The organism is Flagellimonas sp., from assembly GCF_965215805.1.
In the GTDB taxonomy this organism is placed as follows: domain Bacteria; phylum Bacteroidota; class Bacteroidia; order Flavobacteriales; family Flavobacteriaceae; genus Flagellimonas.
In genome coordinates this window covers 3,487,174-3,513,921 of sequence record NZ_OZ244124.1, presented here as the reverse complement: position 1 = coordinate 3,513,921, position 26,748 = coordinate 3,487,174, and the positions used below count along the sequence as shown (strand labels likewise).

At 42.8% G+C, this 26,748-nt stretch carries 21 protein-coding genes; 6 read left to right on the top strand and 15 right to left on the bottom strand.

What is annotated here, in order from left to right:
- The first annotated feature begins 111 nt into the window (after nucleotides 1-111).
- Nucleotides 112-2,892, top strand: coding sequence for a M16 family metallopeptidase (locus ACOOE0_RS15515; RefSeq protein ID WP_420399820.1), 2,781 nt, complete (start codon nucleotides 112-114; stop codon nucleotides 2,890-2,892).
- Between the two features lie 34 nt (nucleotides 2,893-2,926).
- Here ACOOE0_RS15515 and ACOOE0_RS15510 read toward each other — a convergent pair whose 3' ends face one another.
- From ACOOE0_RS15510 to uvrA, 4 genes are all read right to left on the bottom strand, one after another.
- Nucleotides 2,927-5,338, bottom strand: a complete 2,412-nt coding sequence (locus tag ACOOE0_RS15510; protein WP_420399819.1) for an alpha-ketoacid dehydrogenase subunit alpha/beta — start codon at nucleotides 5,336-5,338, stop codon at nucleotides 2,927-2,929.
- A 158-nt stretch (nucleotides 5,339-5,496) separates the two neighbouring features.
- Nucleotides 5,497-8,271 carry a metalloprotease gene (locus tag ACOOE0_RS15505; RefSeq protein ID WP_420402232.1) on the bottom strand — a complete coding sequence of 925 codons (2,775 nt, stop codon included), beginning with the start codon at nucleotides 8,269-8,271 and terminating at the stop codon, nucleotides 5,497-5,499.
- A 70-nt stretch (nucleotides 8,272-8,341) separates the two neighbouring features.
- Nucleotides 8,342-9,028: a TIGR00730 family Rossman fold protein gene (locus tag ACOOE0_RS15500; RefSeq protein WP_420399818.1), complete on the bottom strand. Its 687-nt coding sequence runs from the start codon at nucleotides 9,026-9,028 to the stop codon at nucleotides 8,342-8,344.
- Nucleotides 9,029-9,043: 15 nt separating this feature from the next.
- A complete protein-coding gene (gene uvrA / locus ACOOE0_RS15495) occupies nucleotides 9,044-11,905 on the bottom strand; it encodes an excinuclease ABC subunit UvrA (RefSeq protein ID WP_420399817.1) in 2,862 nt (953 codons plus the stop codon).
- Between the two features lie 105 nt (nucleotides 11,906-12,010).
- Here uvrA and ACOOE0_RS15490 point away from each other — a divergent pair, with 105 nt between their 5' ends.
- Nucleotides 12,011-12,535, top strand: a complete 525-nt coding sequence (locus ACOOE0_RS15490; protein WP_420399816.1) for a hypothetical protein — start codon at nucleotides 12,011-12,013, stop codon at nucleotides 12,533-12,535.
- Nucleotides 12,536-12,540: 5 nt separating this feature from the next.
- On the opposite strand, the gene ACOOE0_RS15485 is transcribed toward ACOOE0_RS15490, so the two are convergent.
- Together ACOOE0_RS15485 and ACOOE0_RS15480 are read right to left on the bottom strand one after the other, a co-directional pair.
- A complete protein-coding gene (locus tag ACOOE0_RS15485) occupies nucleotides 12,541-13,320 on the bottom strand; it encodes a DNA alkylation repair protein (RefSeq protein WP_420399815.1) in 780 nt (259 codons plus the stop codon).
- Between the two features lie 35 nt (nucleotides 13,321-13,355).
- Entirely contained in the window at nucleotides 13,356-13,955 is a 600-nt protein-coding gene (locus ACOOE0_RS15480) for a TIGR03915 family putative DNA repair protein (protein ID WP_420399814.1), read from the bottom strand.
- 104 nt (nucleotides 13,956-14,059) lie between these two features.
- Between ACOOE0_RS15480 and ACOOE0_RS15475 the strand changes: the two genes are divergently transcribed.
- On the top strand, nucleotides 14,060-14,824 hold the full coding sequence (locus ACOOE0_RS15475) for an XRE family transcriptional regulator (RefSeq protein WP_420399813.1): 765 nt from the start codon (nucleotides 14,060-14,062) through the stop codon (nucleotides 14,822-14,824).
- Here the strand turns inward: ACOOE0_RS15475 and ACOOE0_RS15470 are convergent.
- A complete protein-coding gene (locus ACOOE0_RS15470) occupies nucleotides 14,821-15,729 on the bottom strand; it encodes a DUF1338 domain-containing protein (protein WP_420399812.1) in 909 nt (302 codons plus the stop codon). The two genes, ACOOE0_RS15475 and ACOOE0_RS15470, sit on opposite strands and share 4 nt — an antisense overlap.
- An 87-nt stretch (nucleotides 15,730-15,816) precedes the next feature.
- On the opposite strand from ACOOE0_RS15470, the gene ACOOE0_RS15465 reads away from it, so the two are divergent.
- Entirely contained in the window at nucleotides 15,817-16,701 is an 885-nt protein-coding gene (locus ACOOE0_RS15465) for a LysR family transcriptional regulator (protein ID WP_420399811.1), read from the top strand.
- Between the two features lie 4 nt (nucleotides 16,702-16,705).
- Here ACOOE0_RS15465 and ACOOE0_RS15460 read toward each other — a convergent pair whose 3' ends face one another.
- Genes ACOOE0_RS15460 through ACOOE0_RS15450 form a run of 3 tightly spaced genes read right to left on the bottom strand, consistent with a single transcriptional unit; the run spans nucleotide 16,706 to nucleotide 19,890 of the window.
- Nucleotides 16,706-17,620, bottom strand: a complete 915-nt coding sequence (locus tag ACOOE0_RS15460) for an ATP-grasp domain-containing protein (RefSeq protein ID WP_420399810.1) — start codon at nucleotides 17,618-17,620, stop codon at nucleotides 16,706-16,708.
- Between the two features lie 6 nt (nucleotides 17,621-17,626).
- Complete coding sequence (ggt, locus tag ACOOE0_RS15455; RefSeq protein ID WP_420399809.1) at nucleotides 17,627-19,309, bottom strand: gamma-glutamyltransferase; 1,683 nt, start codon at nucleotides 19,307-19,309, stop codon at nucleotides 17,627-17,629.
- Nucleotides 19,297-19,890 carry an ACP phosphodiesterase gene (locus tag ACOOE0_RS15450; protein WP_420399808.1) on the bottom strand — a complete coding sequence of 198 codons (594 nt, stop codon included), beginning with the start codon at nucleotides 19,888-19,890 and terminating at the stop codon, nucleotides 19,297-19,299. Before ACOOE0_RS15450 ends, ggt begins: the two co-directional genes overlap by 13 nt.
- An 85-nt stretch (nucleotides 19,891-19,975) precedes the next feature.
- Between ACOOE0_RS15450 and glmM the strand changes: the two genes are divergently transcribed.
- Entirely contained in the window at nucleotides 19,976-21,367 is a 1,392-nt protein-coding gene (gene glmM / locus ACOOE0_RS15445) for a phosphoglucosamine mutase (protein ID WP_420399807.1), read from the top strand.
- Here the strand turns inward: glmM and ACOOE0_RS15440 are convergent.
- The 4 genes from ACOOE0_RS15440 to ACOOE0_RS15425 form a co-directional block, all read right to left on the bottom strand.
- Nucleotides 21,364-21,903, bottom strand: a complete 540-nt coding sequence (locus tag ACOOE0_RS15440; RefSeq protein WP_420399806.1) for a YybH family protein — start codon at nucleotides 21,901-21,903, stop codon at nucleotides 21,364-21,366. The two genes, glmM and ACOOE0_RS15440, sit on opposite strands and share 4 nt — an antisense overlap.
- A gap of 76 nt (nucleotides 21,904-21,979) precedes the next feature.
- On the bottom strand, nucleotides 21,980-22,963 hold the full coding sequence (locus ACOOE0_RS15435) for a sterol desaturase family protein (protein WP_420399805.1): 984 nt from the start codon (nucleotides 22,961-22,963) through the stop codon (nucleotides 21,980-21,982).
- Nucleotides 22,964-23,042: 79 nt separating this feature from the next.
- Nucleotides 23,043-23,912: an alpha/beta fold hydrolase gene (locus ACOOE0_RS15430; protein WP_420399804.1), complete on the bottom strand. Its 870-nt coding sequence runs from the start codon at nucleotides 23,910-23,912 to the stop codon at nucleotides 23,043-23,045.
- A gap of 6 nt (nucleotides 23,913-23,918) precedes the next feature.
- Nucleotides 23,919-24,815, bottom strand: coding sequence for a lysophospholipid acyltransferase family protein (locus ACOOE0_RS15425; RefSeq protein ID WP_420399803.1), 897 nt, complete (start codon nucleotides 24,813-24,815; stop codon nucleotides 23,919-23,921).
- A 53-nt stretch (nucleotides 24,816-24,868) separates the two neighbouring features.
- Here ACOOE0_RS15425 and ACOOE0_RS15420 point away from each other — a divergent pair, with 53 nt between their 5' ends.
- Nucleotides 24,869-25,519, top strand: coding sequence for a rhomboid family intramembrane serine protease (locus tag ACOOE0_RS15420; protein ID WP_420399802.1), 651 nt, complete (start codon nucleotides 24,869-24,871; stop codon nucleotides 25,517-25,519).
- A gap of 71 nt (nucleotides 25,520-25,590) precedes the next feature.
- Here the strand turns inward: ACOOE0_RS15420 and ACOOE0_RS15415 are convergent, their stop codons facing one another.
- Nucleotides 25,591-26,700 carry a redoxin domain-containing protein gene (locus tag ACOOE0_RS15415; protein WP_420399801.1) on the bottom strand — a complete coding sequence of 370 codons (1,110 nt, stop codon included), beginning with the start codon at nucleotides 26,698-26,700 and terminating at the stop codon, nucleotides 25,591-25,593.
- Nucleotides 26,701-26,748 lie beyond the last annotated feature (48 nt).

Sequence of the window (26,748 nt, the reverse complement as noted above, 5' to 3'; positions counted from 1 at the left end):
GGAACCAAACTTTAGAATTGGCCTTTTTGAGGGGTAGGCGCATGGGATGACAAAAATTTAGTACCTTGTTAAACAGTATTAACATCAATCACTTAACGAAAATTTCATGTCATGAAGAGACTATTGACTTCCTTGGTTATGGTCCTGTTTTGTGTACAATCACAATTGGGCCAAAACTTTCAATTCAAAGCGGATCAAATTGAAATTCCGCATAAGAAATACCAACTTCCCAACGGGCTCACCCTTTTGGTGCATGAAGATCATAAAGCACCTATTGTTGCCGTGAACGTATGGTACCATGTAGGTTCCAAAAATGAAAAATTGGGTAAGAGTGGATTCGCCCACCTATTTGAACATTTAATGTTCAATGGAAGCGAGAACTACAACAAGGACTATTTCCAAGCCTTGGAAAGTATTGGGGGAACAGACCTCAACGGAACCACCAATACGGACAGGACCAACTATTTCCAAAACGTTCCTGTATCGGCTTTGGATCAGGTGCTTTTTCTGGAATCGGATCGGATGGGTCATTTATTGGGTGCCATTGACCAGGCAAAATTGGACGAGCAACGTGGGGTTGTTCAAAATGAAAAAAGACAGGGTGAGAACCAACCCTACGGAAAGCAATGGAACTACTTGACCAAGTCCATGTATCCCAAAGGACACCCATATTCTTGGACGGTCATTGGAGAGATGGAAGATTTGAATGCCGCCTCCCTTGACGATGTTCACGAGTGGTTCAAATCGTATTATGGAGCTGCAAATGCCGTGGTTGCCGTTGCTGGGGATATAGACCCTGAGGATGTCCACCAGCGTGTTTTAAAGTACTTTGGTGACATTCCTGCCGGGCCAACCATTGAACGTCAGGAAGTGCGCATTCCAGAAAGAAATCAGGATACTTATCAAGTTTATGAGGACAGGGTTCCCGAAACACGGGTGCTTTTTGCTTGGCACACACCTCAATTTGGTGACAAAGAGGACCTCCACTTTGATTTGATTTCAGCTATTTTAACAAGTGGTAAAAACTCGCGTTTGTTCAAAAGGTTTGTTTATGAAGATCAGACGGTAAGTCAGGCAGTTTCTTTTCAGGCTTCCAGTGAGATTTCCAGTAGGTTTATTACCTGGTTGAACGTGAAACCAGGTCAGGATGCCGATCAGTTAAAAATTCAATTGGAGGAAGAAATTCAAAAGTTTATGGACGAGGGCCCTACAGAAGCCGAATTGAATAGGGTAAAGGCAGCCTATTTTTCCAACTTTATCAAAGGCTTGGAAAGGATTGGTGGTTTTGGAGGAGTCTCAGATATACTGGCCTCCAATCAGACTTACTTTGGAGATGCGGCCTACTACAAAACCATGCTGAAATTCGTGGAGGATGCTACTGTGGCTGATATCCAAAAAACTGCCAAGAAATGGTTGGGCAAAGGGAAACACGTTTTGGTTTGCAATCCATTTCCAGAATACAGCGTGGAGAAATCAACCGTGGATCGTTCCAGTTTACCGGCCCTAGGCCCTGAAAAGAGTTCCAAGTTCCCAAGTTTGGAAAAAGCGCAACTATCCAACGGATTAAATGTTGTCCTGGCAAAACGTACAGGAGTTCCCACAGTTGTAGTCAATATGGTGTTCGATGCCGGATATAAAACGGATTACCTATCCAGTCCAGGTACGGCGCAGTTGGCCATGAACCTTATGGATGAGGGGACGAAAGACTTAAATTCATTGGAAATCAGCGAGAAATCCGAACTATTGGGTGTTAGTCTCAATACCTTTTCAAATCAAGATCAGTCCAACGTATTCATGACCACCTTGAAGCAAAGTTTTGATGCCAGTATGGACTTGTTTTCTGATGTAGTGTTGAACCCTGTTTTTCCAGAAGCAGAATTTGAACGCTTGAAAAACGAGCAAATCAACAACATCAAAAACGAAAAGGCCCAACCTATTTCCATGGCCCTTCGGGTTATGAACAAGTATATGTATGGCGAAGGGCATCCCTATAGCAATCCATATACGGGAACGGGATATGAAGAAACGGTGGAAAAACTTACCCGAGAAGATGTGGTGAAATTCTATGAAACATGGATGAAACCCAACAATGCTACACTCATAGTAACTGGAGACATTGAAATGTCGGATCTTAAGTCCAAGTTGGAAAAATCCTTGGGCAAATGGAAAAAGGGAGATGTTCCCACAGTAGTCTTCAATGAGCCACAGGTGAATTCCAAAAACACCTTGTATCTGATGAACAGACCCGAATCCCAACAGTCGGTAATAATTGCAGGACATTTAACTGAGAAATATGGGGGTGTTTCAGAAATTGCTTTGGAACAAATGGTGAGTATTCTCGGAGGGGATTTTACTTCAAGAATCAATATGAACCTTAGGGAAGACAAACATTGGTCGTACGGTGCGGGCGGCTTTGTGCTTGGATCCAAAGAAGAAAGACCTTTTATTGTTTACGCCCCGGTTCAAACGGATAAAACTTCGGAATCTGTTACCGAATTAAGAAAGGAGATTTCCGAGTTTATTTCCACGCGGCCCGCTACCCAGCAAGAACTCGATAAGGTAAAAACGAACCAAGTGTTGAGTTTGCCTGGGCAATGGGAAACCAATAGCGCAGTGAATACCTCCATTAGAAATCTTCTTAGGTACAATCTGCCTGATGATTATTATGAGACCTATGATCAAAATGTACGGAACCTTTCGTTGGATGATGTGCGCAAGGTTAGTACCCAAGTGGTAAAACCTGAGGCTGTCAATTGGTTTATGGTGGGTGATCGTGCCAAGATTGCCAGTAAATTGGATGAACTTGGATTTGATAATATCATCGAGATTGACGCAGATGGAAATCCATTGGTCCCAGCGGTGCAACAACCCGAAGAGGAGTTGAAAAACTAAATAAAAAAGCCCCCGATTATCGGGGGCCTTTTTTTTATCTCAATTGCGGATAGGAAACAGGATCCGTCTCGTGCATAATGGAATAGACCTTTTCAAAAATGTCTTCGGCATTGGGCTTGGAGAAATAATCTCCATCCGAAGCGTAAGCTGGTCTGTGTTCCTTGGCCGTAAGGGTTTGGGGAGCACTATCCAAATATTTGTATCCTTCTTGGTTTTCCAGAATTTCTTGCAGTAAATAGGCGGAACATCCACCTGGCACATCCTCGTCAATAATCAGCAGCCTGTTTGTTTTTTGAAGACTTTTAACCACCTCATGGTCTAAATCAAAGGGGAGTAAGGATTGCGCATCAATAACTTCTGCATCAATACCTACTTCCAATAGCTCGGAAGCTACTTTTTGAACGATTCTGAGTGTAGAACCATAGGATAAAAGGGTAATGTCCTTACCTTCTTTCAATGTTTCCACCTTTCCTATAGGTGTGCAAAACTCACCCAAATTGGAGGGTTTCTTTTCTTTTAAGCGATAGCCGTTTAGACTCTCAATGACAATGGCGGGCTCATCACTTTTCAGTAATGTGTTATAAAATCCTGCAGCTTGGGTCATGTTTCTGGGAACGAGAATATACATACCCCGAAGTAAGTGTATCAATCCACCCATGGGAGACCCAGAATGCCAAATACCTTCCAATCTATGTCCGCGCGTTCTAACGATTAAGGGAGCCTTTTGCTTCCCAACTGTACGATACATCAGGCTGGCAAGATCATCACTTAAAGTCTGGATTCCGTATAGAATGTAATCCAGGTATTGTATTTCAGCAATTGGACGAAGTCCTCTAAGGGAAAGACCAATACCTTGTCCTATGATTGTGGTTTCACGTATTCCGGTGTCCGCAACACGTTGCGGTCCATACTTCTTTTGAAGCCCCTCCAATCCTTGATTCACGTCCCCAATATTCCCAGTATCCTCTCCAAAGACCAACGCTTGAGGGTATTTGGCGAAAAGCGCATCAAAATTATCCCTAAGAATGATACGTCCATCCACTTCGTCAGGATTGTTATCATAGGCAGGCTCCAATATTTTAACTTTGGTTGCCTTGCTATCCAGTTCGTTATAGAGGTGCGAGCTGTATTTGGGTTGAACTTCGTCTAGAAAGTTTGAAATCCATTGTTGTAGGGCGGCCCTTTCCGGATTTGTTTCCCCAATGAGATATCGCAAAGCTTTTCTGGCTTTGGAAGCCAAATCTTTTTTGATGGGCTCTTCAATGGCAATCAAATCATTTTTCACCTTATTGATGAAACTGCGATTGGGGCTCTTGGAAGCTGCGCTTTCCAATAGTTGGATCAATTGCTTTTTGGCTTGGATATGCGGTTGAAGGAATTCTGCCCAAGCTTCTTTTTTGGCAGCACGGACTTTAAGCTTGATTTCCCGTTCCAGAAGTTTAAGCTCTTCTTCAGTTTTGATGCCGTTTTCCAGAATCCACTCCCTAAATCGCTTGTTACAATCATTCTCCCGTTCCCATTCCAGACGCTCACTGGATTTATAACGTTCATGGGAACCAGAAGTAGAATGTCCCTGTGGCTGTGTCAGTTCTGTTACATGGATCATCACGGGAACATGGTCTTCCCGGGCAATGTCCGATGCGTTTTCAAAAGCATGGATCAAGGCCGTATAATCCCAACCTTTGACCTTTAGGATTTCGTAGCCAGGGGTGTCTTTATCCCGTTGTAAACCGGACAAAGCTTCAGAAATATCTCCCTTGGTTGTATGGAACTCGGCAGGCACTGAGATACCGTAATCGTCATCCCAAATACAAATGACCATGGGAACCTGCATAACACCGGCAGCATTGATCGTCTCAAAGAAATGACCTTCACTAGTACTTGCATTTCCTATGGTTCCCCATGCCACCTCATTTCCGTTATTGGAAAAGTTGGTTTGGTCAATTTCCTCTAGGTTCCGATATAATTTGGAGGCCTGTGCAAGCCCCAAAAGACGTGGCATTTGACCTGCTGTACAGGAGATGTCCGCGCTACTGTTTTTCTGTTTGGTAAGATCTTTCCAGGTACCGTCCTCATTCAAACTGTGGGTCACAAAATGGCCACCCATTTGCCTACCGGCACTCATGGGTTCTTTTTCCATATCAGTGGTGGCATAAAGCCCATGGAAAAACTCCTTTGGATTTAGGTAACCCAAGGCCATCATAAAGGTTTGGTCCCGGTAATAACCGCTTCTAAAATCCCCATCCTGAAATGCCCTGGCCATGGCCAACTGAGGTAGTTCCTTTCCATCACCAAATATTCCAAATTTTGCTTTACCGGAAAGCACTTCCCGTCTTCCCAATAAGCTACACTCCCTACTGGTGACCGCAACCTCGTAATCCTTAAGGATTTGGGACTGAAAATCATCAAAGGAAATATCGCTGCTTGTCTTGGAATGGGGTTTCATTGGCACATTGGAATTTGCGCAAAAATACTAAAATCGAAGGAGAATGGCAACAGCAAAACCTGTTAATAAAGTAATAATATGTTATGAAAATTGCATTTTTAAGGAAAATTATTCAATCAAACGATAATTAAGAGCCTCTTTTTTGTGAATGTATCAATTTAGAACCATTTTCTGGTAAAGAGGCCAATAAGCGTTTTTGGGCTGATGGTGACCACAAAGCGAATGCGCTCGCCATAATCCCTTTCTGCAATTTCCCAACCTCGATTGCTATATACAGGAAAGTAGAGTTCAAAATAGTCAGTCACCAAATTTAAGCGAACTCCAGAGTCGTAAACAAAACGGGCGTTTTCCCCTTTGTTTCGGATATAGCCCAAATCCCCATAGGCTTCAATCCATCTCCATATATTGGTACTGGCGTTGGTGGTAACAATCCAATCGTTGGCAAAAGGGTTTTCCAGTTTGGATTTAAAACCACCCTCAGCAATAATGATTTGTTGGCTGTAGATTCCGGAGTTTTCTGAACGTCCCAAATAGTTTAGGTCAAACATATAATCCGTGGGTCTATCCAAAGCAAAACTGAAGAAGTCAGAGTCTGTATTGTTGCGCAAAAATTTACCGGCATATAAACGAAAGTTAAACTGCCGGTTGCTTTCAAATAATTTTCGATATTCCAGCTCAAAGGCCAGTTTTGTGAAGTCACTGGAGTGTTGTGCATCCAAAAACCAAGAGGTGTAGTTTAGGATATCGTTGTCCACATCTATAAACCTCAGGTTCAGCACTCCGTAATCCGGTTCTGTATCCAGTTGGTCTGCAATACTCTCATCAATGTTTCTAAAAACACTTCGGTACCGCAGTAAAAGACTCTGCCGTCGATTAGAAATTAGATTATCCGGCCTCCATCCAAATGAAACTGCTGGAGTTAGTGTGGTATATCGGGAATTGACCTGAAAATGCGATGTTGATCCAGCAAAAACATAATTGGAAACAAAGAGGCCACTTTTTCCGTGATATTTACGGTAACGAAAACTAGCCTTGCCCACTACCGTTTTTTCCAAAAAGGAATAGGTGGGGGAAATATCATATTGAAATGGGCGCTCCAAAAAGGTTTTGTTATAAATACGTAGCCCTGGAGTTATCCCATCGTACACATTGAAATTGGCAATGGGCACATAAAATATCTGGTGGTAATAAGGGTCTTCCGTGTCCTTAAAAAATTGGAATTTTAATCGCTTGTTACTGGCAAAAAAACCATTGAGCGTTTTCCAGTTATCGCGCTGGTTGAATTCCGGAATCTTCTTATCGTAGTTGAGCACTAGGCGGTCTTCCCCATTTCTTGGAATGGTAAAAGTTCTGGAGGTGTCAATATCCTTAAACCAATATTGGGACACCACTGAATCCTTATTAAGCCCAAAAAGGGAGACGGGAACCTTGGTTCCTCGTTTATTTTTAATCACAAAAGTCAGCGAATCCTCTGATTTTTCAACCTTTTTGATTTTGTAATCAATCTTCTTTCGTGTGGAAACATATTCTTTAAAGAACCAATCTACATCCTTTTCTGCGTGTTGTTCTATTTCCTTTTGGAAGTCCATGGCTTTTACTGATGGATTCAGCATATGACCTCTATAAAAAGAGGTAATGCTGCTATCCACCTTCTGACCTCCTAGGTATTCAGCCAAATAGGACATCCCCAATCCAGCCTTATAACCATTTGCGATTTTTTGATTGAATTTGATCAAGGAGTCATTAGGTGTGTCCAAGGCCTGGTCAATGTTTTTACGGGCAGAAAGCATACTTAAGAGCGCATATTGCTCATTGAAGTCCATCTGTGCCAAATGAAATCCCCGGAACCCCCAGATTTTGGACAATTTACCAGCCAGTTTCTGGTCAGGATAGTGTTCCTCCACATATTTGATCATCAAATAGTTGCCAATGGCATCCAGTACCCAACGTTCCGCTCTTGGATCCAGATAAATGGTTTCGTTTAAAAAACTATGGATGGCAGTTTTAAGAAACTTCATCTCAAACTGAAACTGCTCTTCATAAGGCCTTATAAAAGAGGGTAGCTGGTTGATACCGTACAAGGGACTTTTGTTGTATGCAATTTCACTTACCAGAAGATTGGGGTGTGGATACTTTCCTAAGTTTTCATTTAAGAAAACGGCAATCTTATTGATGGAAATGCCCTGTGAGATTTTATCATATCGGTTGGATTCCAAGTCCGTGGTAACCGTAATCATTCCGGTTACGTGTTTGGTAAACCTGGAGGTTCTTTCCAAGATGATTTCACAGTTTTTTCTATTATCCCCTTGAAGCTGTATGAATTGTCCACCTGGAAAATTAGATTTCCCAATATCGATAAAATTGGAGGACAAAAATAGTTTGTCAGGATAGGTAAAGTTGATGGAGGTATTGGCTGGATCCGTGTAGTTGTCATCCAAATCCATGTTGTCGTACAGTTTCCAGCCATCGTTGTAAACGGCTGGGGTAAGGTACCAATCCTTTAGATGATACTCACCATTAGGACCAAAACCATAGGCGGTAAACTTGGCATTGGGCAGTTTGATCGTGTAGGTGAAAAATAGCTTTACGGATGCCCCAGGAGCCAGAACCTCTTCCAGTTGTACCCTAATCACGTCGCTATTGCCCATTCTATTCCAACTTAAGCCCGCATAGTTGTGGTCAACTATACTAACCACATTGGTGTGTCCGCGTTCTTTGTCCTTGGCCAAATGCAAACTACGTTTAAACTCCTCCGCAAAACGTTTGGCAAGGGCTGTTTTTTTGTTGGAATAGGCGTGGTTCCAGTCGTTGAAGTAAAGAGCGGTCAATCCATCCTTGGATGTATTGACATAGGTGAACTTTTGTTTGATTTCAACCTCCTTGGTTTCGTCCTTTAAGGCGGCTGTTATCTCATTGGTGTGCTGCCCCAACATCTTGAACCCAACAAGAAGGAAGAGCAAAGAAAAATATGTTATGCTTTTTTTGATCGCCAAAGGCAAGGGATTAAAAATTGGGGCTGAGGTTACGCCCTTTATAGAACGCATCAATAATATCAACAACATCTTCTGCAGAATCCACAATTTTAATCAAATCCAGGTCTGTGGGACTAATGTTGCCCGCATTTAGCATGGTTTCCTTGATCCAATCAATAAGGCCACTCCAGAATTCGGTACCTACCAAAATAATAGGGAACGTATGGATTTTGCTGGTTTGGATTAGTGTTATAGCCTCAAACAATTCATCCAAGGTGCCAAACCCACCGGGCATCACCACAAATCCCTGGGAGTATTTGACAAACATAACCTTCCGAACAAAAAAGTAGTCAAAGTCCAGGTTTTTGTCGTTGTCAATATATGGATTATCGTGCTGTTCAAAAGGAAGGTCAATATTGAGACCCACGGAAGTTCCTCCCGCAAGGTTGGCTCCTTTGTTTCCAGCTTCCATAATCCCTGGCCCACCGCCGGTAATGATCCCATACCCAGCTTCGGCTATTTTTTTGGACACTTCCACGGCTAACTCATAGTAAGGCTGTCCAGGTTTTACCCGAGCCGATCCAAAAATGGAAACACACGGGCCAATTTCACTCATCTTCTCAAAACCATTGACAAATTCACCCATGATCTTGAATATGGCCCAAGAGTCATTGGTCTTTATTTCATTCCATCCTTTATGGTGCTGTTCTTTTCGCATTTGAATAATTATGTATTAAACGGCAGGAGCAATTTTTCGTTTGGATTGCTCAAGCTCCTTCTTTAAAAACCGGGCTGTGTGGCTTTTATTGTCCTTGGCCACCTCTTCGGGTGTACCTTGGGCAACGATCATTCCGCCGCCACGACCGCCCTCGTATCCTATATCAATAATATAATCCATCATTTTTATGACGTCCATATTATGTTCTATGACCAAAATGGTATTTCCTTTGTCCACCAATTTGTTCAAAACTTCCATCAAGACCCTTATATCTTCAAAATGTAGTCCAGTTGTAGGCTCATCCAAAATATAAAAGGTATTTCCTGTATCTCTTTTGGAAAGCTCCGTTGCCAGTTTCACACGTTGGGCCTCTCCTCCGGAAAGGGTAGTGGACTGCTGTCCCAGGGAAATGTATCCCAGCCCAACATCCTGAATGGTTTTTAGTTTCCTATGGATTTTGGGAATGTTCTCAAAAAAGTCCACCGCTTCGTTGATGGTCATTTCCAGAACATCCGCAATGGATTTGCCTTTGTACCTAATCTCTAAAGTTTCTCTATTGAATCGCTTACCATTGCAGGTCTCGCATTCCACATACACATCGGGCAAAAAGTTCATCTCAATAACTTTGAGACCACCTCCCTGGCAGGTTTCGCATCTTCCCCCGGCCACATTAAAACTGAAACGGCCAGGTTTGTACCCACGGATTGTTGCTTCCGTGGTTTTGGCGAACAGGCTCCTAATTTCACTAAAAGTACCGGTATAGGTTGCTGGATTGGACCTTGGTGTTCTTCCAATAGGCGATTGATTGATGTCAATAACCTTGTCCACATGCTCCAAGCCGGTAATCTTTTTATAGGGCATGGGCTTTTTCACCCCATTGAAATAATGGGCATTCATAATGGGGTACAGGGTTTCATTGATCAAGGTGGACTTTCCACTTCCCGAAACACCGGTTACTCCTATAAGCTTACCCAAAGGAAACTGCGCCGTTACATTTTTAAGGTTGTTTCCTGTACAGCCCGTAAGAACAATTTTCTTCCCAGTCCCTTTTCTTCTGTGGGTTGGAACGGGAATTTCCCTTTCCCCGGTAATGTATTCCGCTGTTAGGGTGTGGTGTTGTTTTAATTCCTCGGGTTTACCTTCGGAAATAATTTCCCCGCCATGTCTTCCTGCCTTTGGCCCAATATCAATAACATGGTCGGCATGTTCTATCATGTCACGGTCATGCTCTACCACTATAACAGAATTACCTATATCCCGAAGGGATTCCAAGGAATTGATCAGTCGCTCATTGTCCCGCTGGTGAAGACCAATACTGGGTTCATCCAATATATAGAGAACGCCAACCAATTGAGAACCAATCTGGGTTGCCAATCTGATACGTTGTGCCTCCCCACCGGAAAGCGATTTAGAGCTACGGTTCAAGGATAGGTAATCAAGTCCCACATCAAGCAAAAATTGAACCCTGGTCTTGATTTCCTTGATGATTTCTTCCGCAATCTTTTTCTGGTTACCCTCCAGGTTACTTTCCAGTTGTTTGAAGAAGTCAGCCAATTCCGCAATATCCAGTTGTGCCAGTTCGGCAATGTTCTTTTCGCCTATTTTAAAATACAAGGACTCTTTCCTCAGTCTGGCACCATGGCAACTGGGACAGCTCACCTTGTCCATATATTCCTTGGCCCATCTGCGGATGGAGGTAGAGTTGGCCTCATCAAATTGGGTTTTGATGAAATTGGCAATACCCTCATAGTCAATTTTATATTGCCTTTTTACTCCCAGGGTTTTGGAGTCAACTTCAAAACTGTCATTGCCCCCATTTAAAATGATGTCCATTGCCTCGGTAGGAATCTTTTCAAGCGGATCGGTCAAATCGAATTTATAGCGCTGGGCAATAGTTTCCAGTTGTTTGAAGGCCCAGGATTTTTTGTATTCGCCCAAAGGGGCAATCCCACCAGCTTGGATGGACAATTTTTTATTGGGAAATATCTTCTGTTCGTTTACCTCAAATACATGCCCCAATCCGTTGCATTCTGGACACATCCCTTTTGGGGAATTGAAGGAAAAGGTATTGGGCTCAGGAGTAGGGTAGGAGATCCCTGTTGACGGACACATCAGATCTCGGCTAAAGTACCTAGGAACGGACTCACCTTCTTCCAAAACCATAAGAACATTGTTGCCACTGTACATGGCCGTATTAATCGTCTCGCCCAAACGCTTATGGAAATCTTCGGATTCCGATACTTTGAGGCGGTCAATGACAATCTCAATATCGTGGGTCTTGTAGCGATCCACCTTCATGCCTTTCAAAATATCCAGGATTTCCCCGTCCACCCTTACCTTCACAAAACCTTGTTTGGCTATTTGTTCAAAAAGTTCACGATAGTGCCCCTTTCTGGACTTTACTACTGGTGCCAGTACATTGATTTTCTTGTCCCGATACGAATCTATGATCAAATCCTTTATCTGCTCATCGCTATAACTCACCATTTTCTCTCCTGTGTTATAACTGTAAGCATCCCCGGCCCGTGCGAAGAGCAAGCGGAGAAAGTCATAGACCTCTGTAATGGTGCCCACAGTAGATCGTGGTGACTTGGATGTTGTTTTTTGTTCAATGGCAATTACAGGGGAGAGGCCATCTATTTTATCCACATCGGGACGTTCCAATCCGCCAAGAAATTGTCTCGCATAAGCAGAGAAAGTCTCAATATAGCGCCGCTGTCCTTCTGCATAAATGGTATCAAACGCCAAGGAGGATTTTCCACTGCCGGAAAGGCCTGTGATGACCACCAATTTCTCCCGGGGAATGGTCACGTCAATGTTTTTCAGGTTGTGGACCCTGGCGCCTTTGACTTCAATATTTTCTTCGTAGTTAATCATAGCACAATTTGCTAAAATAAGGTTTTGATACTTAAAAAGGAAGCGTGTTCCAGTTTCGTTATTGACAATGGATGGCTTATTTTTGGGTTCTTTAAATTGACGCAAATGAAACTACTGGGCATAGGCTCTCGTATTAACCATCCTGAGTACGGTAAAGGGGTGGTGACCAATGTATCTTCCCAACACTATTGGGTCACTTTTTTGGAAAATGGTTTGGAAACCATTGACATTGATTCTGAATTTGAGGTAATTGAAGGAGTTTCGGATGAAGTGGATACCGTCAGCTTTTTTGATGTGGAAAGTTCCCTGGTATCCATTCTTAAAAAATGGAGCGATACTACTGAGAAAGTTGCCATAGCGGACAAATGGCGTGGCGGGAAATTGGTTTTGGAACCTGGAGGCGATTTGGCCAACAAGGAAATGCCGATTGACACTTTCTTTCATAAAATTGTGATGGTGCGTGATCGTATCAGGGTAATGGAGCAAAAAATCAACAGTAGCAAAAACCTGGATGATCAAGAAAAAGTTGACCTGCAACAGTACATAACCCGAATTTATGGAAGCTTGACCACTTTCAATGTCCTCTTTAAAAATAAGAGCGACCAATTTGTGGGTGAGCGAAGCAAATAGCCACATCAGGATAAAGAGCCTAATACTCCTATTGACCAAGGATCTTCTGCTTTAAGCAGATTGCGCATCGCATGTTTGATGATCCATTTACGTTGCTTGGATGCCAAGGGAACCCAGTTCTCAATCCAGGTTTTTCCAATGTCGGGATTGTCCTTTAAAACATCGTTGACGCAATTGGCTACGGACTTTTGCACATATTTGCTGGAATCATCCTTCAGGTTCTCCAAAATGGGGAAAATTGGAGTTGGGTCTTGAATAAACTGATCTAATTTACTGGCCCAGGGCAATCTGGGGCGTACACCTTCGCTGCTCAATCTACGCAGGTGTTTATTGTTGTCCTTGGACCAGGTCAGCATAGCTTCTAGGGTTTGCCCAGGGAATCTTTCCAAATATGGTCTTATGGTATATTCCCCCGTATTACGTTGCGTAATTTCCCGAATCGCAGACATGGAAGTATCAAAATGGTCCAACCCATACTTCTCCACATATTTGGCGATGGGCATCACCCAATAAAACTCCTTGAACATCCCAGTTTCCTTTTCATTTTTGGGGCCAAGGATATCCATCAGGTGTGAAGTTGCGGTGGGATAGTCATCCGACAAATGGGAGTGAAGCGCATCCGCCATTAACTCCACACGATCTTTTAGTTCGAGGTAGGCCAATTTTTCAGCTACTGAATTGACAAAGGAGGCCTTATCAAAATCAATGCCTTTTGCAAGGAGTTTGTCCGCAAGGAGTTCAGCCAAATCTGTATCGAACCATAGTTTAAGTTGTTTATAAGCCATGTTCGCTTCGGAAAGTTTAAAGATAGTTTTCAAAGTTAAACCGCAGCCCGGACTTCTGTAGTATTCGAAATTAATTCCAAGCCCAAAGTACTGTATCGAACACCATACCTTCTTTTGTCGTCAAAGACTTGCCAGTCCCTTCCCCTGTAGGTTTGTCTCAGGTGTTTGGACAATAGGGGCAATACATTGTACTTCGGCTTGATATGGGCCGCTCCTGTTTCTTGGGAGAGTTGGAACTGTACAAAAGCTTCCATTCGTCCCTTTTCCCGTGCAACTTTGTTCGACTGTATGTTTAGGGTATCAACAATCTCATTAATATCAACTTCCGGTAAGGCTATTCCCATTACGGACTGAATATATTGGTACAGTAAGATTTCAATATGGGATTGTTCGCTTAGAAATGCATAGTATATTCTTTTTACAGCAGTATGATTTTTTTGATGTATACCGAACCAGACCTTTTTCGCCAGTGCAACATCTGTTTTGACATAAGTGGTATTGGTGAAAAGCTCACTGACTCCAGCACCTTGTTTTTGAATGTTGGTTATGGACCATTTGTGTTCAAACGCCTTAAATATTAAAGTTAAAAACCCATTAAAAGTACCGTCGTAGATGATTGTTTTGCTTGATCCCATGTTACTGCGTCTTGTAATTTGTCCAAAAATATGGAATAATTCCTAAATATGGAAATAATCCATAAAATATTTTGGAAATAATCCAAATTCTATATATTTGAGGTATGGAAAACGAATTGACGCTTAAGCGATTTATTGATATTAGAAGGGACTTGGGGCATACCCAAGCTGAGTTTGCCAAGCTTTTGGGTATATCCAATACGACAGCTGACATTGAACGGGGTCGGACCAAGTTGTCCGGGAAAGTGGTAGTGGAGCTTTTGCGTCAGTTTAATATAAATCCACTGTGGTTGTTTGGGGAAAGTGAGGATAGACATTTGGAAACCTCAAGAACCAGCGTTATTCCTAAAGTGGTCACGGTGAACAGTGAGGAACAAGAGAATATGGTGTTGGTCAACGCCAAAGCAGCAGCGGGTTATCCCCAGAATATTGCAGATACAAGTTGGTACAGGCAATTACCTGCTTTTGACATGCCTATCCCTGAATTTAGGAACGCAACATATAGAGGATTTCAGGTTGAAGGGGATAGTATGTTACCCAATTTAAGGCCCAACGACTGGGTATTGGCCAGGGCCATTGAACATATAGACCATGTGAGTGCCAACAAAATGTATGTGGTTGTACTCCAGGATGCCGTATTGGTCAAGAAGATTGAGAGGCGTCCCAATTCCAACAATATTACCTTGGTATCCCTTAACGAAACCTATCCTCCCTATGAGATCAAACCATTTCAGATTCAGGAAATCTGGGAGGTAAGCAGCAAATTGACCTTCAATTTGGATGCCACCACTGAAACGGGGTTGCTGCGCCAATTGCAACAGTCCATGGAAGAACTAAAAAGACAAGTGGGCCAATCCCGGCCTAACTAGTTTTTCTGGGTTTGTTCCGTATAGGTGCTCTCAAAGATTTTATCCGCGTTTGCAGCCTCAAATCCCTCCCTACGGTGGTTACGGGATAACTGTTCCTTAGCTAAACTTTGAAACTCTGGTAGGGGTAGGCGTTCTGCAAATTCGACATAACTCCCGGCTATTTTGGTTTTTTCCCCATTGGCGAATTCAGCATCCACCATTTGGGCAACGGAACTGCTTTGTCTCAATAGGCCATCTTTGCTTTCTTTAAGTTTTCCTCCGGCAGAGTTCAATACAATACCTATAGATTCCAAAAAACTATTGAAGTTCTCCAAGTCGGCGTAAGCTTCTGGAAGTTCATGTACGCTGATGGTGTAATGGTTAAGGTAATAGCGGTTGTAAATGACCCAGGCAGCATATTCGCTTTCCTCTAAAAGAAGTTTATAGTCTGCTAAGGTTGGCAATGACCATAAGGGTTTGTGGAAGAACTCCCCAACAGCAGTAAGATCGTTCAGATTCAAATGGTCAACTGGGTCTGAGGTAACTTGTCCCGTATATTTTCCAATGATGCCTTGAGCTTGTTGAGATAGATCCTGAACCCGCAATTCACTAATAAATATTCGAGGTAGTCTTTCTTCTGGTGGTGCATACCAATAAGCGTCCAGTTTTTTCTCTGGAAAGTGGTAAGGCTCCATCCGCTTATACCCATGGTGCAGGAATATCTTTTCAAAAGAAGCAATGCCCAAGTTGGGTACGCCCAAGGTTCGAAAAGCTATATGATCATTTACAATGGCCTCTTCATTTGCGATAAGCTTGTTCTGAATCATGGCAGAGATAATTTTGTCCACATCAGCCACACGCTTTTTATAGGGGGTAAAGAGCGCTTCCATTATTGAATCCAAAGGGGTTTGTTCTGTAGCAACCATACTCAACGATATTAATAGATTTATTGGGAACAAAATTAATTGTACTTTTAATCGTTAACAATTATTATTTAATTATAAACAATAAGTTTGACTAATCAAATTGAATTTCGTCATTTGGAGTATTTCCTTACGCTTTCCCAAACTCTTCATTATGGAAAGGCGGCGGAGCGTTTGTTTATTTCGCAATCCGCGTTGAGTCAACAAATCCAGCGGTTGGAACATCTGTTGGGCCAGCCCCTTTTTGACCGAACCAACAGACGGGTCGGGCTAAATCAAGCTGGGCAATTGTTCAAACAAGTCGCACAGCAAGTCACCAATCAAATGCATGGATCCTTGGAAAGTTGGAGATTGGCCTTGGAGGAAATAGAAGGGATGATCAGAATTGGTTTCGTGGGGTCGGCCATGCAGGAGTTTTTACCTCCATTGATCAAGGATTTCAGTGAAAAATATCCTAAAACAAAATTTTCTTTGGATGAGATGAACAACCAATTACAGCTTCAGGCGCTGGAAGCGGAGCGATTGGATATTGGATTTGTACGATCCAATGAGGTTCCCCCTGGTCTCAGCTGCAAAGCGGTTTATACGGAAAATCTTTGCGTGGTACTACCAGAGAATCACGGTATTTCAGATGCGACCTTCAAGGACATAAGTCAGTTTTCTAATGAAAACTTTATCCTGTTTCCCAATCAACAGAGCCAAATGTACTATCAGCAAATTATTAAGTTATGCCAGCACTATGGTTTTTCACCCAGTATTTCACATCGTTCCATCCACGGACCAACCATTTTTAAACTTGTGGAAAGTGGAATGGGAATTTCCATAATCCCCAAGTCGTTGATGGACAACAAAAACTATGGGATTCGATTTATTGAGCTGACCAATGTTCCTTTTGACACGTCACTTTTTGCGGTTTGGAACCCAGAAAACTCGAAAAACGGGCTAAAGCATTTCTTGGAACTCCTTTTTGGCTAGGAGCTTAAAAGAGTTTGTTTTTGATATGTTTCGCCAAGACAGCGGCTGCTCTAGGATTATTTCTGAACCATAGCTCAGGTTCAAAAATTTCCAGTTCGGCAAGCGCAAGTTGATCATCATTGTCTTGAAAGATATCGACTCTGGCATACATGGGAAGTTCCGGTGCCGCGTGAACTGTTTTTAATGCGAACTGGATTTCCGCTTCGCTGGGATGGTATTCATGAACGCTACCTCCAAAATCGTCCTGAACCCTAAAATCCCCTGGTTTGGCCATTTTTAGAACTGCGTGGGTGTATTCTCCATTGAAAACCATCAGTGAGATTTCGCCCTTTTCCACAATGTTATTTTGAAACTCCTGGAGCATCATGGCCTCATTTTTTATCAGGGAACCAAATATCTCTTCGTACTCGTCAATGGCATTGGTTTCAATTTTATAAGTATGTCTAGCTCCTCCGGAAATACATGGTTTCAATATTAAAGTGGAACCTTGGAAACCATAGGATTTTTTTGCAAGTTCCCAGCTATTCTTCAAACTGGTGTCCGTTCCCTTTTCAATAAAAACCGTTTTGGGAATATGCACACCCTCCACTTTCAAATCCTGGAGGTAGTGTTTGTCCAAATTCCAATCGATAAGTTTTTTGGAGTTGATAAACCGGGTTTTTGTTGACGCGCTCTCCAACCATTCCCCAAATTCTTTAACGCGATGAATATAATCCCAAGTAGATCTGAATAGGGCAAATTTGGTTGTTGACCAATCAAAATCTGGATCGTCCCAGGACTTACGAACTACATTTAAACCTTCCTTCCGCAGCGCATCCGCAACTAATTGATCCTCCCGAACTACGTTTTGGAGCAACATCGAGTCTTCCTTGGCTGAAAGGTATCTGGGAGCTGATAGCAAAACAATATCGTAAATCATCCTAAACTAGAATCCAACGGCAGTATCATCTCCCCTGGGGTCGGCGCCACCTTCCAATTTCCCGTCTGGTAATACTCGAATGGCATCAACCTTCCCAATTACAGGTGTCCTGTCTTCTTTGATCACATATCCTTTGGATTTGAGCTCATTGATCAACGCTTCAGGAAAACCATTGGGTTCAAAAGTTATGTGGTCCGGCAGCCATTGATGATGAAACCTTGGTACATTTACCGCTTCCTGCATGCTAAGATTGAACGCATGCACGTTCAAAATAGTTTGGGCAACCGCGGTTATTATGGTAGAGCCACCTGGAGTTCCCACAACCATAAACAATTTCCCGTCTTTCTCCACGATGGTTGGGGTCATGCTGCTTAACATTCTTTTTTCGGGAGCAATACTATTGGCTTCAGCACCAATAAGTCCAAACATATTGGGTACTCCGGGTTTGGAACTAAAGTCGTCCATTTCGTTATTGAGAAAGAAGCCAAGTTCGGCTGCATAAAGTTTGGAGCCGAACCCACCGTTTAGCGTAGTTGTGGCAGATATGGCATTGCCCTCGGCATCAATGATGGAATAATGGGTGGTTTCAGAACTTTCCACGATTTCAACTGCTCCATGCCCCACATCAGCTGATAAGGTAGCCTGTTCAAAACTGAAATCCTTCATGCGTTCTTGTAAATATTCGTCGTCTAGAAGCACATTCAATGGAATATCCACAAAATCAGGATCGCCCAAAAAATAGTTTCTATCCGCATAGGCCCTACGGGCCGCTTCCGTGAAAAGCTGTATGGCCTCCACTGAGTTATGCCCATATTTCCCTATATGATGTGGCTCGATCATCTTAAAAATCTGGTTGATGGTCACCCCGCCGCTACTAGGGGGGCTCATAGAGATCATACGGAGGTCTTTGTAGTCAAAAACCACAGGGTCTCTCCATTTGGCTTCATACTTTCCAAGATCTTCCACAGTAATAAAACCTCCTTTTTCCTGGATAAAACCAGCTAATTTTTCAGCAACTTCACCTTTGTAGAACCCATCTTTTCCATTTTCCATGATGATGGTCAACGTTTTGGCCAACTCCGGATATTTGATGGTATCCCCAGGCTGAAATTTTTGGGCAAACTTGGTGCTGTCCCCATTGACCTGCATAAATTTCTCCCGATATCTCCCAATACGCTTCGCTTGCTTTTCCGTTACCACAACCCCTCTTTTGGCCAAGGCAATAACGGGTTTTATTAATTCTTCCATGGGGAGGGAACCGAATTTCTCATGTACGGCAAAAACTCCTGCCACCGTTCCAGGTACGCCCACCGCTGTTGCGCCCAAGGTGCTCATGTCTGGAATTACATTGCCCAGAGAGTCCAAATACATGTCCTTATGGGCAGACAGGGGAGCTTTTTCCCGATAATCGATGCCGCCAATTTCACCGTTGTTTTTACGGTAGACCATAAATCCACCCCCACCAAGATTTCCTGCATACGGATAAGCTACTGCCAAGGCTAGTTCTGTAGCCACCATGGCATCAAAAACATTTCCACCTTTTTCCATTACTTCGGAACCAATTCGGGATGCATCTTCACGTGCCGAGACTACCATGGCTTTTTCGGTGACCAATCCAGTGGGAGCTGCGGGTTGTTGTTTACAATGGATAAAAAGTAAGAGTGGGAGCGCTAAAATTAGTCTTCGCATAGGGATTTGAATTTATGTCGGGAAAAGGTAATCAATTCTTCAAAAAAACGGGTGAATTCATTTTCAAAGGCTTCGTAATGCACCTCCAAGTCCAAGATGGCAAAGTTCATGCGGGATTTGTTCTTTGTTCTACGGTTCATGCCATCCAGTACTTTGGAAATTCCATCCAAATCCGCATAGCTGAGCAGCCAATTATCTGCGATCAAGAAGGGCATCATTCGCTGTGTGGACAACGGAAGAATGGCATAATTGTCTTCTAAAAGGTCATAAAATCGTTCCACATAATCTTCCAGCGGCACTTCGGAGTAATTGGCCCAATTTTTGGCTAAAAAATGGTCATAAAAAATGTCAACGATAACCCGACTATAATGACTGTAATTCTTATGCAGTCTTTTGCTGCTTTCCTTGGCAATGGGATGGGCATCCGTATACGTATCTATTTCCCGATGAAGCAAAATCCCTTTTTGGATTCGCTCTGGAAAATGTTTGTATTTGTTACCTCGAATATGATCCGCAAAGAAATTCCCCAAGGTAATTTCAGGGTCATCAAAGGAAAGATAAATATGGGCCAGAAAATTCACTAAAAAGTATTGAATGTGAAATTTACGAATTCGAAACACGGAATCTAAACCAGCCTTTTATATTTGCAAAAACTTTTTAACAATTATGACGCTCATCAAATCAATTTCAGGTATTAGAGGAACCATTGGAGGAACCACCAGTGACAATTTAACCCCGATTGACGCAGTTAAATTTGCTGCGGCTTATGGAACTTGGTTGAAGCAATATTCCGGAAAAGATAAATTGACCGTTGTAATTGGGAGGGACGCCCGACTATCCGGGGAAATGATCCAGAATTTGGTGGTATCAACCCTTGTAGGCCTCGGAATTGATGTGACCGATTTAGGCTTGTCCACAACGCCAACCGTTGAGATAGCAGTCCCTTTGGAAAAGGCGGACGGAGGAATTATTCTGACCGCAAGCCACAACCCCAAACAATGGAATGCGTTGAAATTGTTGAATGAGAGAGGCGAGTTTTTGGATGCGGAACAAGGCGCGCGTATTTTGGAATTGGCCGAGGCTGAAGACTTTGATTTTGCAGCGGTTGATGATTTAGGAACTGTTACCCATAACGATGCCTATATCGATATCCACATTGATGAAGTACTGAATCTGTCCTTGGTAGATAAAGAGGTAATCAAAAAAGGCAAATTTAAAGTAGTGGTTGATGGGGTCAATTCTACTGGTGGAATTGCCATTCCCAAACTGCTGGAAGCATTGGGTGTGGAAGTTGTCAAACTCTATTGCGATCCTACAGGCCATTTTCCCCATAACCCAGAACCGCTTAAGGAACATTTGGGGGACATTTGTGAGTTGGTCGTCACGGAGAATGCCGATTTTGGAATAGTGGTAGACCCAGATGTGGACCGTTTGGCATTTATAAGTAATGATGGGGAAATGTTTGGTGAGGAGTACACTTTGGTTGCCTGTGCGGATTATGTACTGGGAAAAACCAAAGGAAATACGGTTTCCAATCTGTCCTCAACAAGAGCACTTCGGGATGTTACTGAAAAACATGGTGGCTCGTATGAAGCAGCAGCCGTTGGGGAGGTCAACGTGGTGACCAAAATGAAGGCCAAAAATGCCATCATTGGCGGCGAAGGTAATGGGGGAATCATTTATCCAGAAAGTCATTATGGAAGGGATGCCCTAGTGGGAACGGCTTTGTTTTTGATGCTGATGTCCGAGCGCGCAGGTACAGTAGCAGAACTAAGGGCAAGTTATCCCAGCTACTTCATGAGCAAAAAGAAAATTCAATTAACACCTGAACTTGATGTGGATGCCCTTCTAGCTGCCATGCACGACAAGTACAAAGACCATGAAGTCTCCACTGTGGACGGAGTTAAAATCGACTTTGCTGAAAATTGGGTGCACCTCAGAAAATCAAATACGGAACCCATCATCCGAATCTATACGGAAGCCAAATCCCAATCCGAAGCGGATGCACTTGCAGATAGAATTATTGGGGAAATAAAAGAAGTAGCGGGACTGGCCTAGGAAGGCCCATCCATTTCGTAAAGGGTTTTTTGCTTGCTGAATTCAGAATCCGAGATGTCGGCTTTTTTATCGGAATCCAACCAGATTCTCCAGCCATCATCTTCCAGTTTCAAGCCTACGTTGAAATACCCGTATCCGCGAACCACCATTTCCTCACCGTCTTTTCCTAAAGAACTAAAACGGTAGTAGCCTGTTTGATAAGCCATTTCCTCACTTTCGTCAATGGCTGTGGACAAGATGGCAAAGGCAATGGCAACTTTTCCTCCTTTTTTCTTTACCACGTCCAAAAATTGGCCAAAGTACTCCAGATAACTCTCACCGGATTTGATTTCGTTGTCATCTATGGTCACCCGAACAATTTCTTGGGAGTGGACAGATTTTAGCTTATTGGAGTTAAGCTCATTGTACGATTCCATAAAAGGAATCCACACATCCTTTTTGATGGCATCAATAATTTCTGGATTAACCGCTTTGTCTTTTTGTCCGAAGGAAATTGCGACGCAAAGCAGCAGCAAGGTTGATACTAACTGTTTCATTTTTTGGTTTTTGAATTAGGTTCAATTTAGGAAACAAAACAGTGATTGACCAAACTTTAGGAAAATTTTATCGGAGCTATCTGTTCTCTAGATACGCCCTGCGAACCAGTTTGGCGGTTTTATGTTCACCAGTATGACTCCAGCCTGGAGGCATGATCAAATACCGAATTTTGTTGGCAATTCCAGGTGCCTTGGCAACATCTTTGGCCAGTGCCACAATTTCTCCGAAATAAACATCCATAAAATTCCCTGAATCCATTTCACGGGTAATGCCATATTCAATTTCCACATTTCTTTGTTCTTCTTGATACGTGCCAAACACTTTGTCCCAAATGTTCAGTAGATTGCAGAAGTTGGTGTCCATGTACAAAGGATTTCTTGCATGGTGGACCCTGTGGTGTGATGGGGTGAGCATCAGTTTGTTCAAAAAGCCGAAACGGGCATCTTTGATCATGTTTTCCCCAATATGGATAAAAGCGCCATACGTTCCATCAATAAACATTACCGTGAACAACATTTCAGGTTGAACTCCCGCCAAAATGCAAATCGTGGTACGGATGGTGTCCGCATAGGGCGCCTCCAAGAAAAAATGGGCATGTGTCACGGAAAGATTCATTTCTTCCGGAGCATGGTGGGTGGAATGTAAACACCAAAAAAGTCGCACCTTATGGCCCAGATAATGATAGATGAAATGTCCAAACTCCCACACCACATAGGCATATAGGAACCAATACCAAGTGTTGGTCGTTTTAAAAGGGGCATAAGCACTGAACAGTCCAATGCAAAAGGCAACCATGGCTATGGAGATAAAACGTCCCACAAACCGATTGAAGATATAAATGAGGAAATTGACCTTGTACACTTTGATCTGTGGCTTTTTATAGATTAAGCCAACAACAAGCTCTAGCAAAAGCAATAGGGGAATTATGGGATAAATCAGGGAGGCTATACCGTCGTAGGTTCTAAATGCGCTATAATCACCGGATTTTAGGATTTCCAGGACTTGGGTTATGCCCAGGAAACCGAGTAGTTCTTCCAAGAGGACTGATAGTATTTCCATGAAAGAAGTATAGGGAATAAGCGTGGCATTTCCATCAAAATTAGACCAACAACTTTGCTGAACTCATCAATAGAAGGTTTTAATCACTTCGTACCCAGCTTAGTAGTGCCTCTTTGACCAATTGCCCCTGGTTCCAAACAATAAAATGGTTTTCATTTTCAATGGATATGACCTTTAAGCTGTCCACCTGGGTAAAGTGATCTTGCATAAAAGCCACATTCTGGTAGGGGACCAATTGATCCTCCGTACCATGAATGATAAGAGTTGGCGTTTTTAGATTTCGGAGCCTGGGTTTCAAATGTTTTAAGTCTTCCTTCAGCATCCAAAGCTCATCGTTGGAAGGCTTTAATGCACCTGGGACCAAATATTTTAAGGGAATCCAGGTAAGGGGTTTGCGCCATTTTTCAGGCTTTTCAGCATCAGGGTCCAGGGCCCCGGCCAGTATAACCAGATTGTCAAATAGTTCTGGCTTTTCCAAAGCCATTTGTACGATGAGTGGGCCGCCATAAGAATGCCCAATGAGTGTAACAGGCTTCCCATTATCCAATCGGGACAATAGTTCATTTAGCAATACTGCTTGGGGTTGGAGCGCCATGCTCTTTCGAAATCCGCTTTTTCCAAAACCAGGCCGATCGGGTGCAATAAGCCTAAATTGACTCGTTAAGGTGGTATCGGAAAGGTAGGCTTTATAAGCGTCCCAGCTACCTGGTGAACCATGTATGAAAACCAGGGTGGGTGCATCTTTTTTCCCTGTCTGAATATAGTGCAGTTCCCTGTCTTGAACAGGGATTGTTTGTTCAGAAAACGTAGTTTCGTGTTCCTCAAAATATATTTTGGTGTTCTTGGAAGAGGTTCGCATGGTCATACAAGAGTGCGCAAAAAGAAGATAGGTAAGAATCAAAAAACCAAGAATCTTACGTTTCAGAAACCTTTTCCTTTTGCCCGCCATTGTACGCTAGATGTTTTTAAACTCCGAAGGCACTTTGTCCTTATGTTTCCATCTTTTGTGGGTCCAAAAATAGAATTCCGGGGCTTCATAAATGGAAGCTTCCACCTCCTTCAAGAAAGCCTTGGTCAATTCAAACTCTGGAAGCATCTCAGGGTTTTCGGACAACACCTTGAACGAGCCTTGATAGTGGCCGCGATTTAATTTGGTCACCTTAAGATAAACTGCAGGCAGGTTCAATTTTTTACAGAGCAACTCGGCACCTGTATGGGCAGGTACGGTAACTCCCATAAAAGGAGTCCACAGATGGGTTTTCTTGATCATGGGGGATTGGTCACTTAGTATCCCATACATGCTCAATTGTCCTTGCTCTTTGTTGTTGGCCACAATTTCCTTGGTGTCTTTGGTAGATATTAGGGTAGTGCCAAATTTTTGTCGGATATCCCTGATCAACTTGTCAAAATACTTGTTCCCAATTTTTTGGTAGATGGCATACCCTTTTGAAGCGATATGTTGGTCCAATGCAATGACCCATTCCCAACTGGCGTAGTGTGGGAACATAAGCATGACGCTCAGCTTTTTTTCTTCCAATTGATGCAGTACTTCTGGATTGGTAAAGGTGAATCTTTTTTGGAGCTGTTCATTGGAAATGCCCATGGTCTTGATCATTTCCAGGAACATATCGCAAAGGTGCTTGTAGAATTTCTTTTCTATGGATTTTCGTTCAAGTTCTGATTTGTTGGGAAACACCAAGGCCAGATTGGCGCGCACTACTTTTTTCCGATAGCCGACCAGCCGATATAGGATAACGTAAACACCATCCGAAAGGAAATAAAGTGCTTTGAAAGGAAGTCTGGAAACCAGCCAGAGTAGGGGATAAACAAGTAAAAAAACAACCAGCTGCATACGTAATTCTTGTGCGCAAATATAGCTATATTTGAGTCCAAACCTTTTTGTTCATGCACAATTTACATGCTGTGACCATAGCCATTATGGTAGCCAATGTTTTAGTGTCCCTAAAGGGATTTAATGATGATGCTTTTTTTGACCGATATAAGTTCAGCATAGGAGGAATAAAAGCTGGACAGAAGGACCGAACGATTACTTCTGGATTTCTTCATGTGGACATGTCACATTTGTTTTTCAACATGTTCACCCTCTATTTCTTTGCCAATGTGGTCATCAATTGGTTTGGCCCCGGAAAGTTCCTGATCATCTACTTTATAAGCTTGTTGGGAGGGAGTCTTTTGGCCCTATTTTTTCATAAAGATGAGCCATATTATAGTGCGGTTGGCGCCAGTGGCGCGGTAACGGGTATTTTATACGCTGCCATTCTTTTGAATCCGGATATGCCCTTGCAATTTGTTTTTATCCCTTTTGAGTTTCCTGCCTACGCCCTAGGGATTGGATATATGCTATACTCCATTTATGGAATGAAAAGTCGAATGGGAAATATTGGTCATTCCGCGCACTTTGGAGGAGCCATAGGGGGGTATGCCTCTGTACTTCTATTCAAACCCGACCTTTTAATTACTGAAACCTTTACTGTGATTTTACTGGCCATTCCCATTGCCATTCTTTTCGTCTTGGAGAAAATGGGAAAAATATAAGTGGAATCAGGACACAAAAAAACCGAAGCGATAGCTTCGGCCTTTCTATTTTTCTTATTTATGTGCCTGAGCTAGTTCAACAGCTCGGCTACTTTTTGTTCCAAAGCTGGACCTCTTAAATCCTTGGCTACAATCACCCCGTTTTCATCAATCAGGAAGGCGGCGGGAATAGCATTGATGTTATACAATCGTGCCACTGGGTCTTGAAAACGTTTTAAGTTGGAAATATGGTTCCAAGCCAGACCGTCTGCTTCTATGGCCTTGGTCCAATCTTCGGCTCTCGTATCCAAAGACACCCCTATGATGTTTAATCCTTTATCGTGGTATTTGTTGTATACATTCACTATGTTAGGATTCTCTGCTCTACACGGTCTGCACCAAGCAGCCCAAAAGTCCACCAAGGTCAATTTGCCTTTGACATCACTTAAAGCCAATAGGTTTCCTTCAGGCGTGGGAGCCGAAAACTCTGGTGCAACTCCACCAATTTCTGTGCTTTTGGCATTGTCCAATTGTTCTTGAAGCTTTTTGCCCGGATTTGAAGCCTTCATTTCCGGAGTCAGCCCATCAAAAAGGGCTTTAACTTCATCATGTGGTATTACTTTGCCCATCATAAGGTTGTTGATGATCAAAACAGAAATCAAAGCACTTGGGTTATCCTTGGCAAATTGGATATTAAAGTTTTTTACGTCGTCTTGGAACTCGATATACTCTTCACGCAGGGCAGATACGGTTGCCGTGTCACGCTGTTGAGCTGCTGTTCGCATATCGTTCTGCATAGATCTTGCCCGGGTTGACAGTTCCCTGGATTCATCCAAAAATGACATGAATAATTCGTTTTGGGGGGTTCCCTTTACCTTGGCAAAATTCATACTATCCTTTTGGAATTTGACCTGAATCTTCCCGTTCTCCAAAACCAAGGGGATATTGCCCATCGCAGTTTCCAAAGTAATGTAATGCAATTGGGGCTCGTTCTGTATACCAGAGAAGGTGAAAGACCCGTTTTCCACGGTAGTGGTATCCACATCCACCAATTTGTTAAGGGTATCCGCAGTTTTTAGGAAAACTCGGGTACCATTGTCCAATTCCCCGGTAACGGTAGCATTTAAGGTAAATCCTTCCGGATTGGAATTGCACGAAACAAGGAATGCAAGACCCAAACCGATGGTCAATATTTTTTTCATTCTATCAAATTTAGCCGCTAAGGTATTCAATCCTTACGGCATAAAAAA

Coding starts and splice junctions, on each gene's coding strand:
- ACOOE0_RS15515 (WP_420399820.1), top strand. CDS start 112: ATGAAGAGACTATTGACTTCCTTGGTTATGGTCCTGTTTTGTGTACAA.
- ACOOE0_RS15510 (WP_420399819.1), bottom strand. CDS start 5,338: ATGAAACCCCATTCCAAGACAAGCAGCGATATTTCCTTTGATGATTTT.
- ACOOE0_RS15505 (WP_420402232.1), bottom strand. CDS start 8,271: ATGTTGGGGCAGCACACCAATGAGATAACAGCCGCCTTAAAGGACGAA.
- ACOOE0_RS15500 (WP_420399818.1), bottom strand. CDS start 9,028: ATGCGAAAAGAACAGCACCATAAAGGATGGAATGAAATAAAGACCAAT.
- uvrA (WP_420399817.1), bottom strand. CDS start 11,905: ATGATTAACTACGAAGAAAATATTGAAGTCAAAGGCGCCAGGGTCCAC.
- ACOOE0_RS15490 (WP_420399816.1), top strand. CDS start 12,011: ATGAAACTACTGGGCATAGGCTCTCGTATTAACCATCCTGAGTACGGT.
- ACOOE0_RS15485 (WP_420399815.1), bottom strand. CDS start 13,320: ATGGCTTATAAACAACTTAAACTATGGTTCGATACAGATTTGGCTGAA.
- ACOOE0_RS15480 (WP_420399814.1), bottom strand. CDS start 13,955: ATGGGATCAAGCAAAACAATCATCTACGACGGTACTTTTAATGGGTTT.
- ACOOE0_RS15475 (WP_420399813.1), top strand. CDS start 14,060: ATGGAAAACGAATTGACGCTTAAGCGATTTATTGATATTAGAAGGGAC.
- ACOOE0_RS15470 (WP_420399812.1), bottom strand. CDS start 15,729: ATGGTTGCTACAGAACAAACCCCTTTGGATTCAATAATGGAAGCGCTC.
- ACOOE0_RS15460 (WP_420399810.1), bottom strand. CDS start 17,620: ATGATTTACGATATTGTTTTGCTATCAGCTCCCAGATACCTTTCAGCC.
- ggt (WP_420399809.1), bottom strand. CDS start 19,309: ATGCGAAGACTAATTTTAGCGCTCCCACTCTTACTTTTTATCCATTGT.
- glmM (WP_420399807.1), top strand. CDS start 19,976: ATGACGCTCATCAAATCAATTTCAGGTATTAGAGGAACCATTGGAGGA.
- ACOOE0_RS15440 (WP_420399806.1), bottom strand. CDS start 21,903: ATGAAACAGTTAGTATCAACCTTGCTGCTGCTTTGCGTCGCAATTTCC.
- ACOOE0_RS15435 (WP_420399805.1), bottom strand. CDS start 22,963: ATGGAAATACTATCAGTCCTCTTGGAAGAACTACTCGGTTTCCTGGGC.
- ACOOE0_RS15430 (WP_420399804.1), bottom strand. CDS start 23,912: ATGGCGGGCAAAAGGAAAAGGTTTCTGAAACGTAAGATTCTTGGTTTT.
- ACOOE0_RS15425 (WP_420399803.1), bottom strand. CDS start 24,815: ATGCAGCTGGTTGTTTTTTTACTTGTTTATCCCCTACTCTGGCTGGTT.
- ACOOE0_RS15420 (WP_420399802.1), top strand. CDS start 24,869: ATGCACAATTTACATGCTGTGACCATAGCCATTATGGTAGCCAATGTT.
- ACOOE0_RS15415 (WP_420399801.1), bottom strand. CDS start 26,700: ATGAAAAAAATATTGACCATCGGTTTGGGTCTTGCATTCCTTGTTTCG.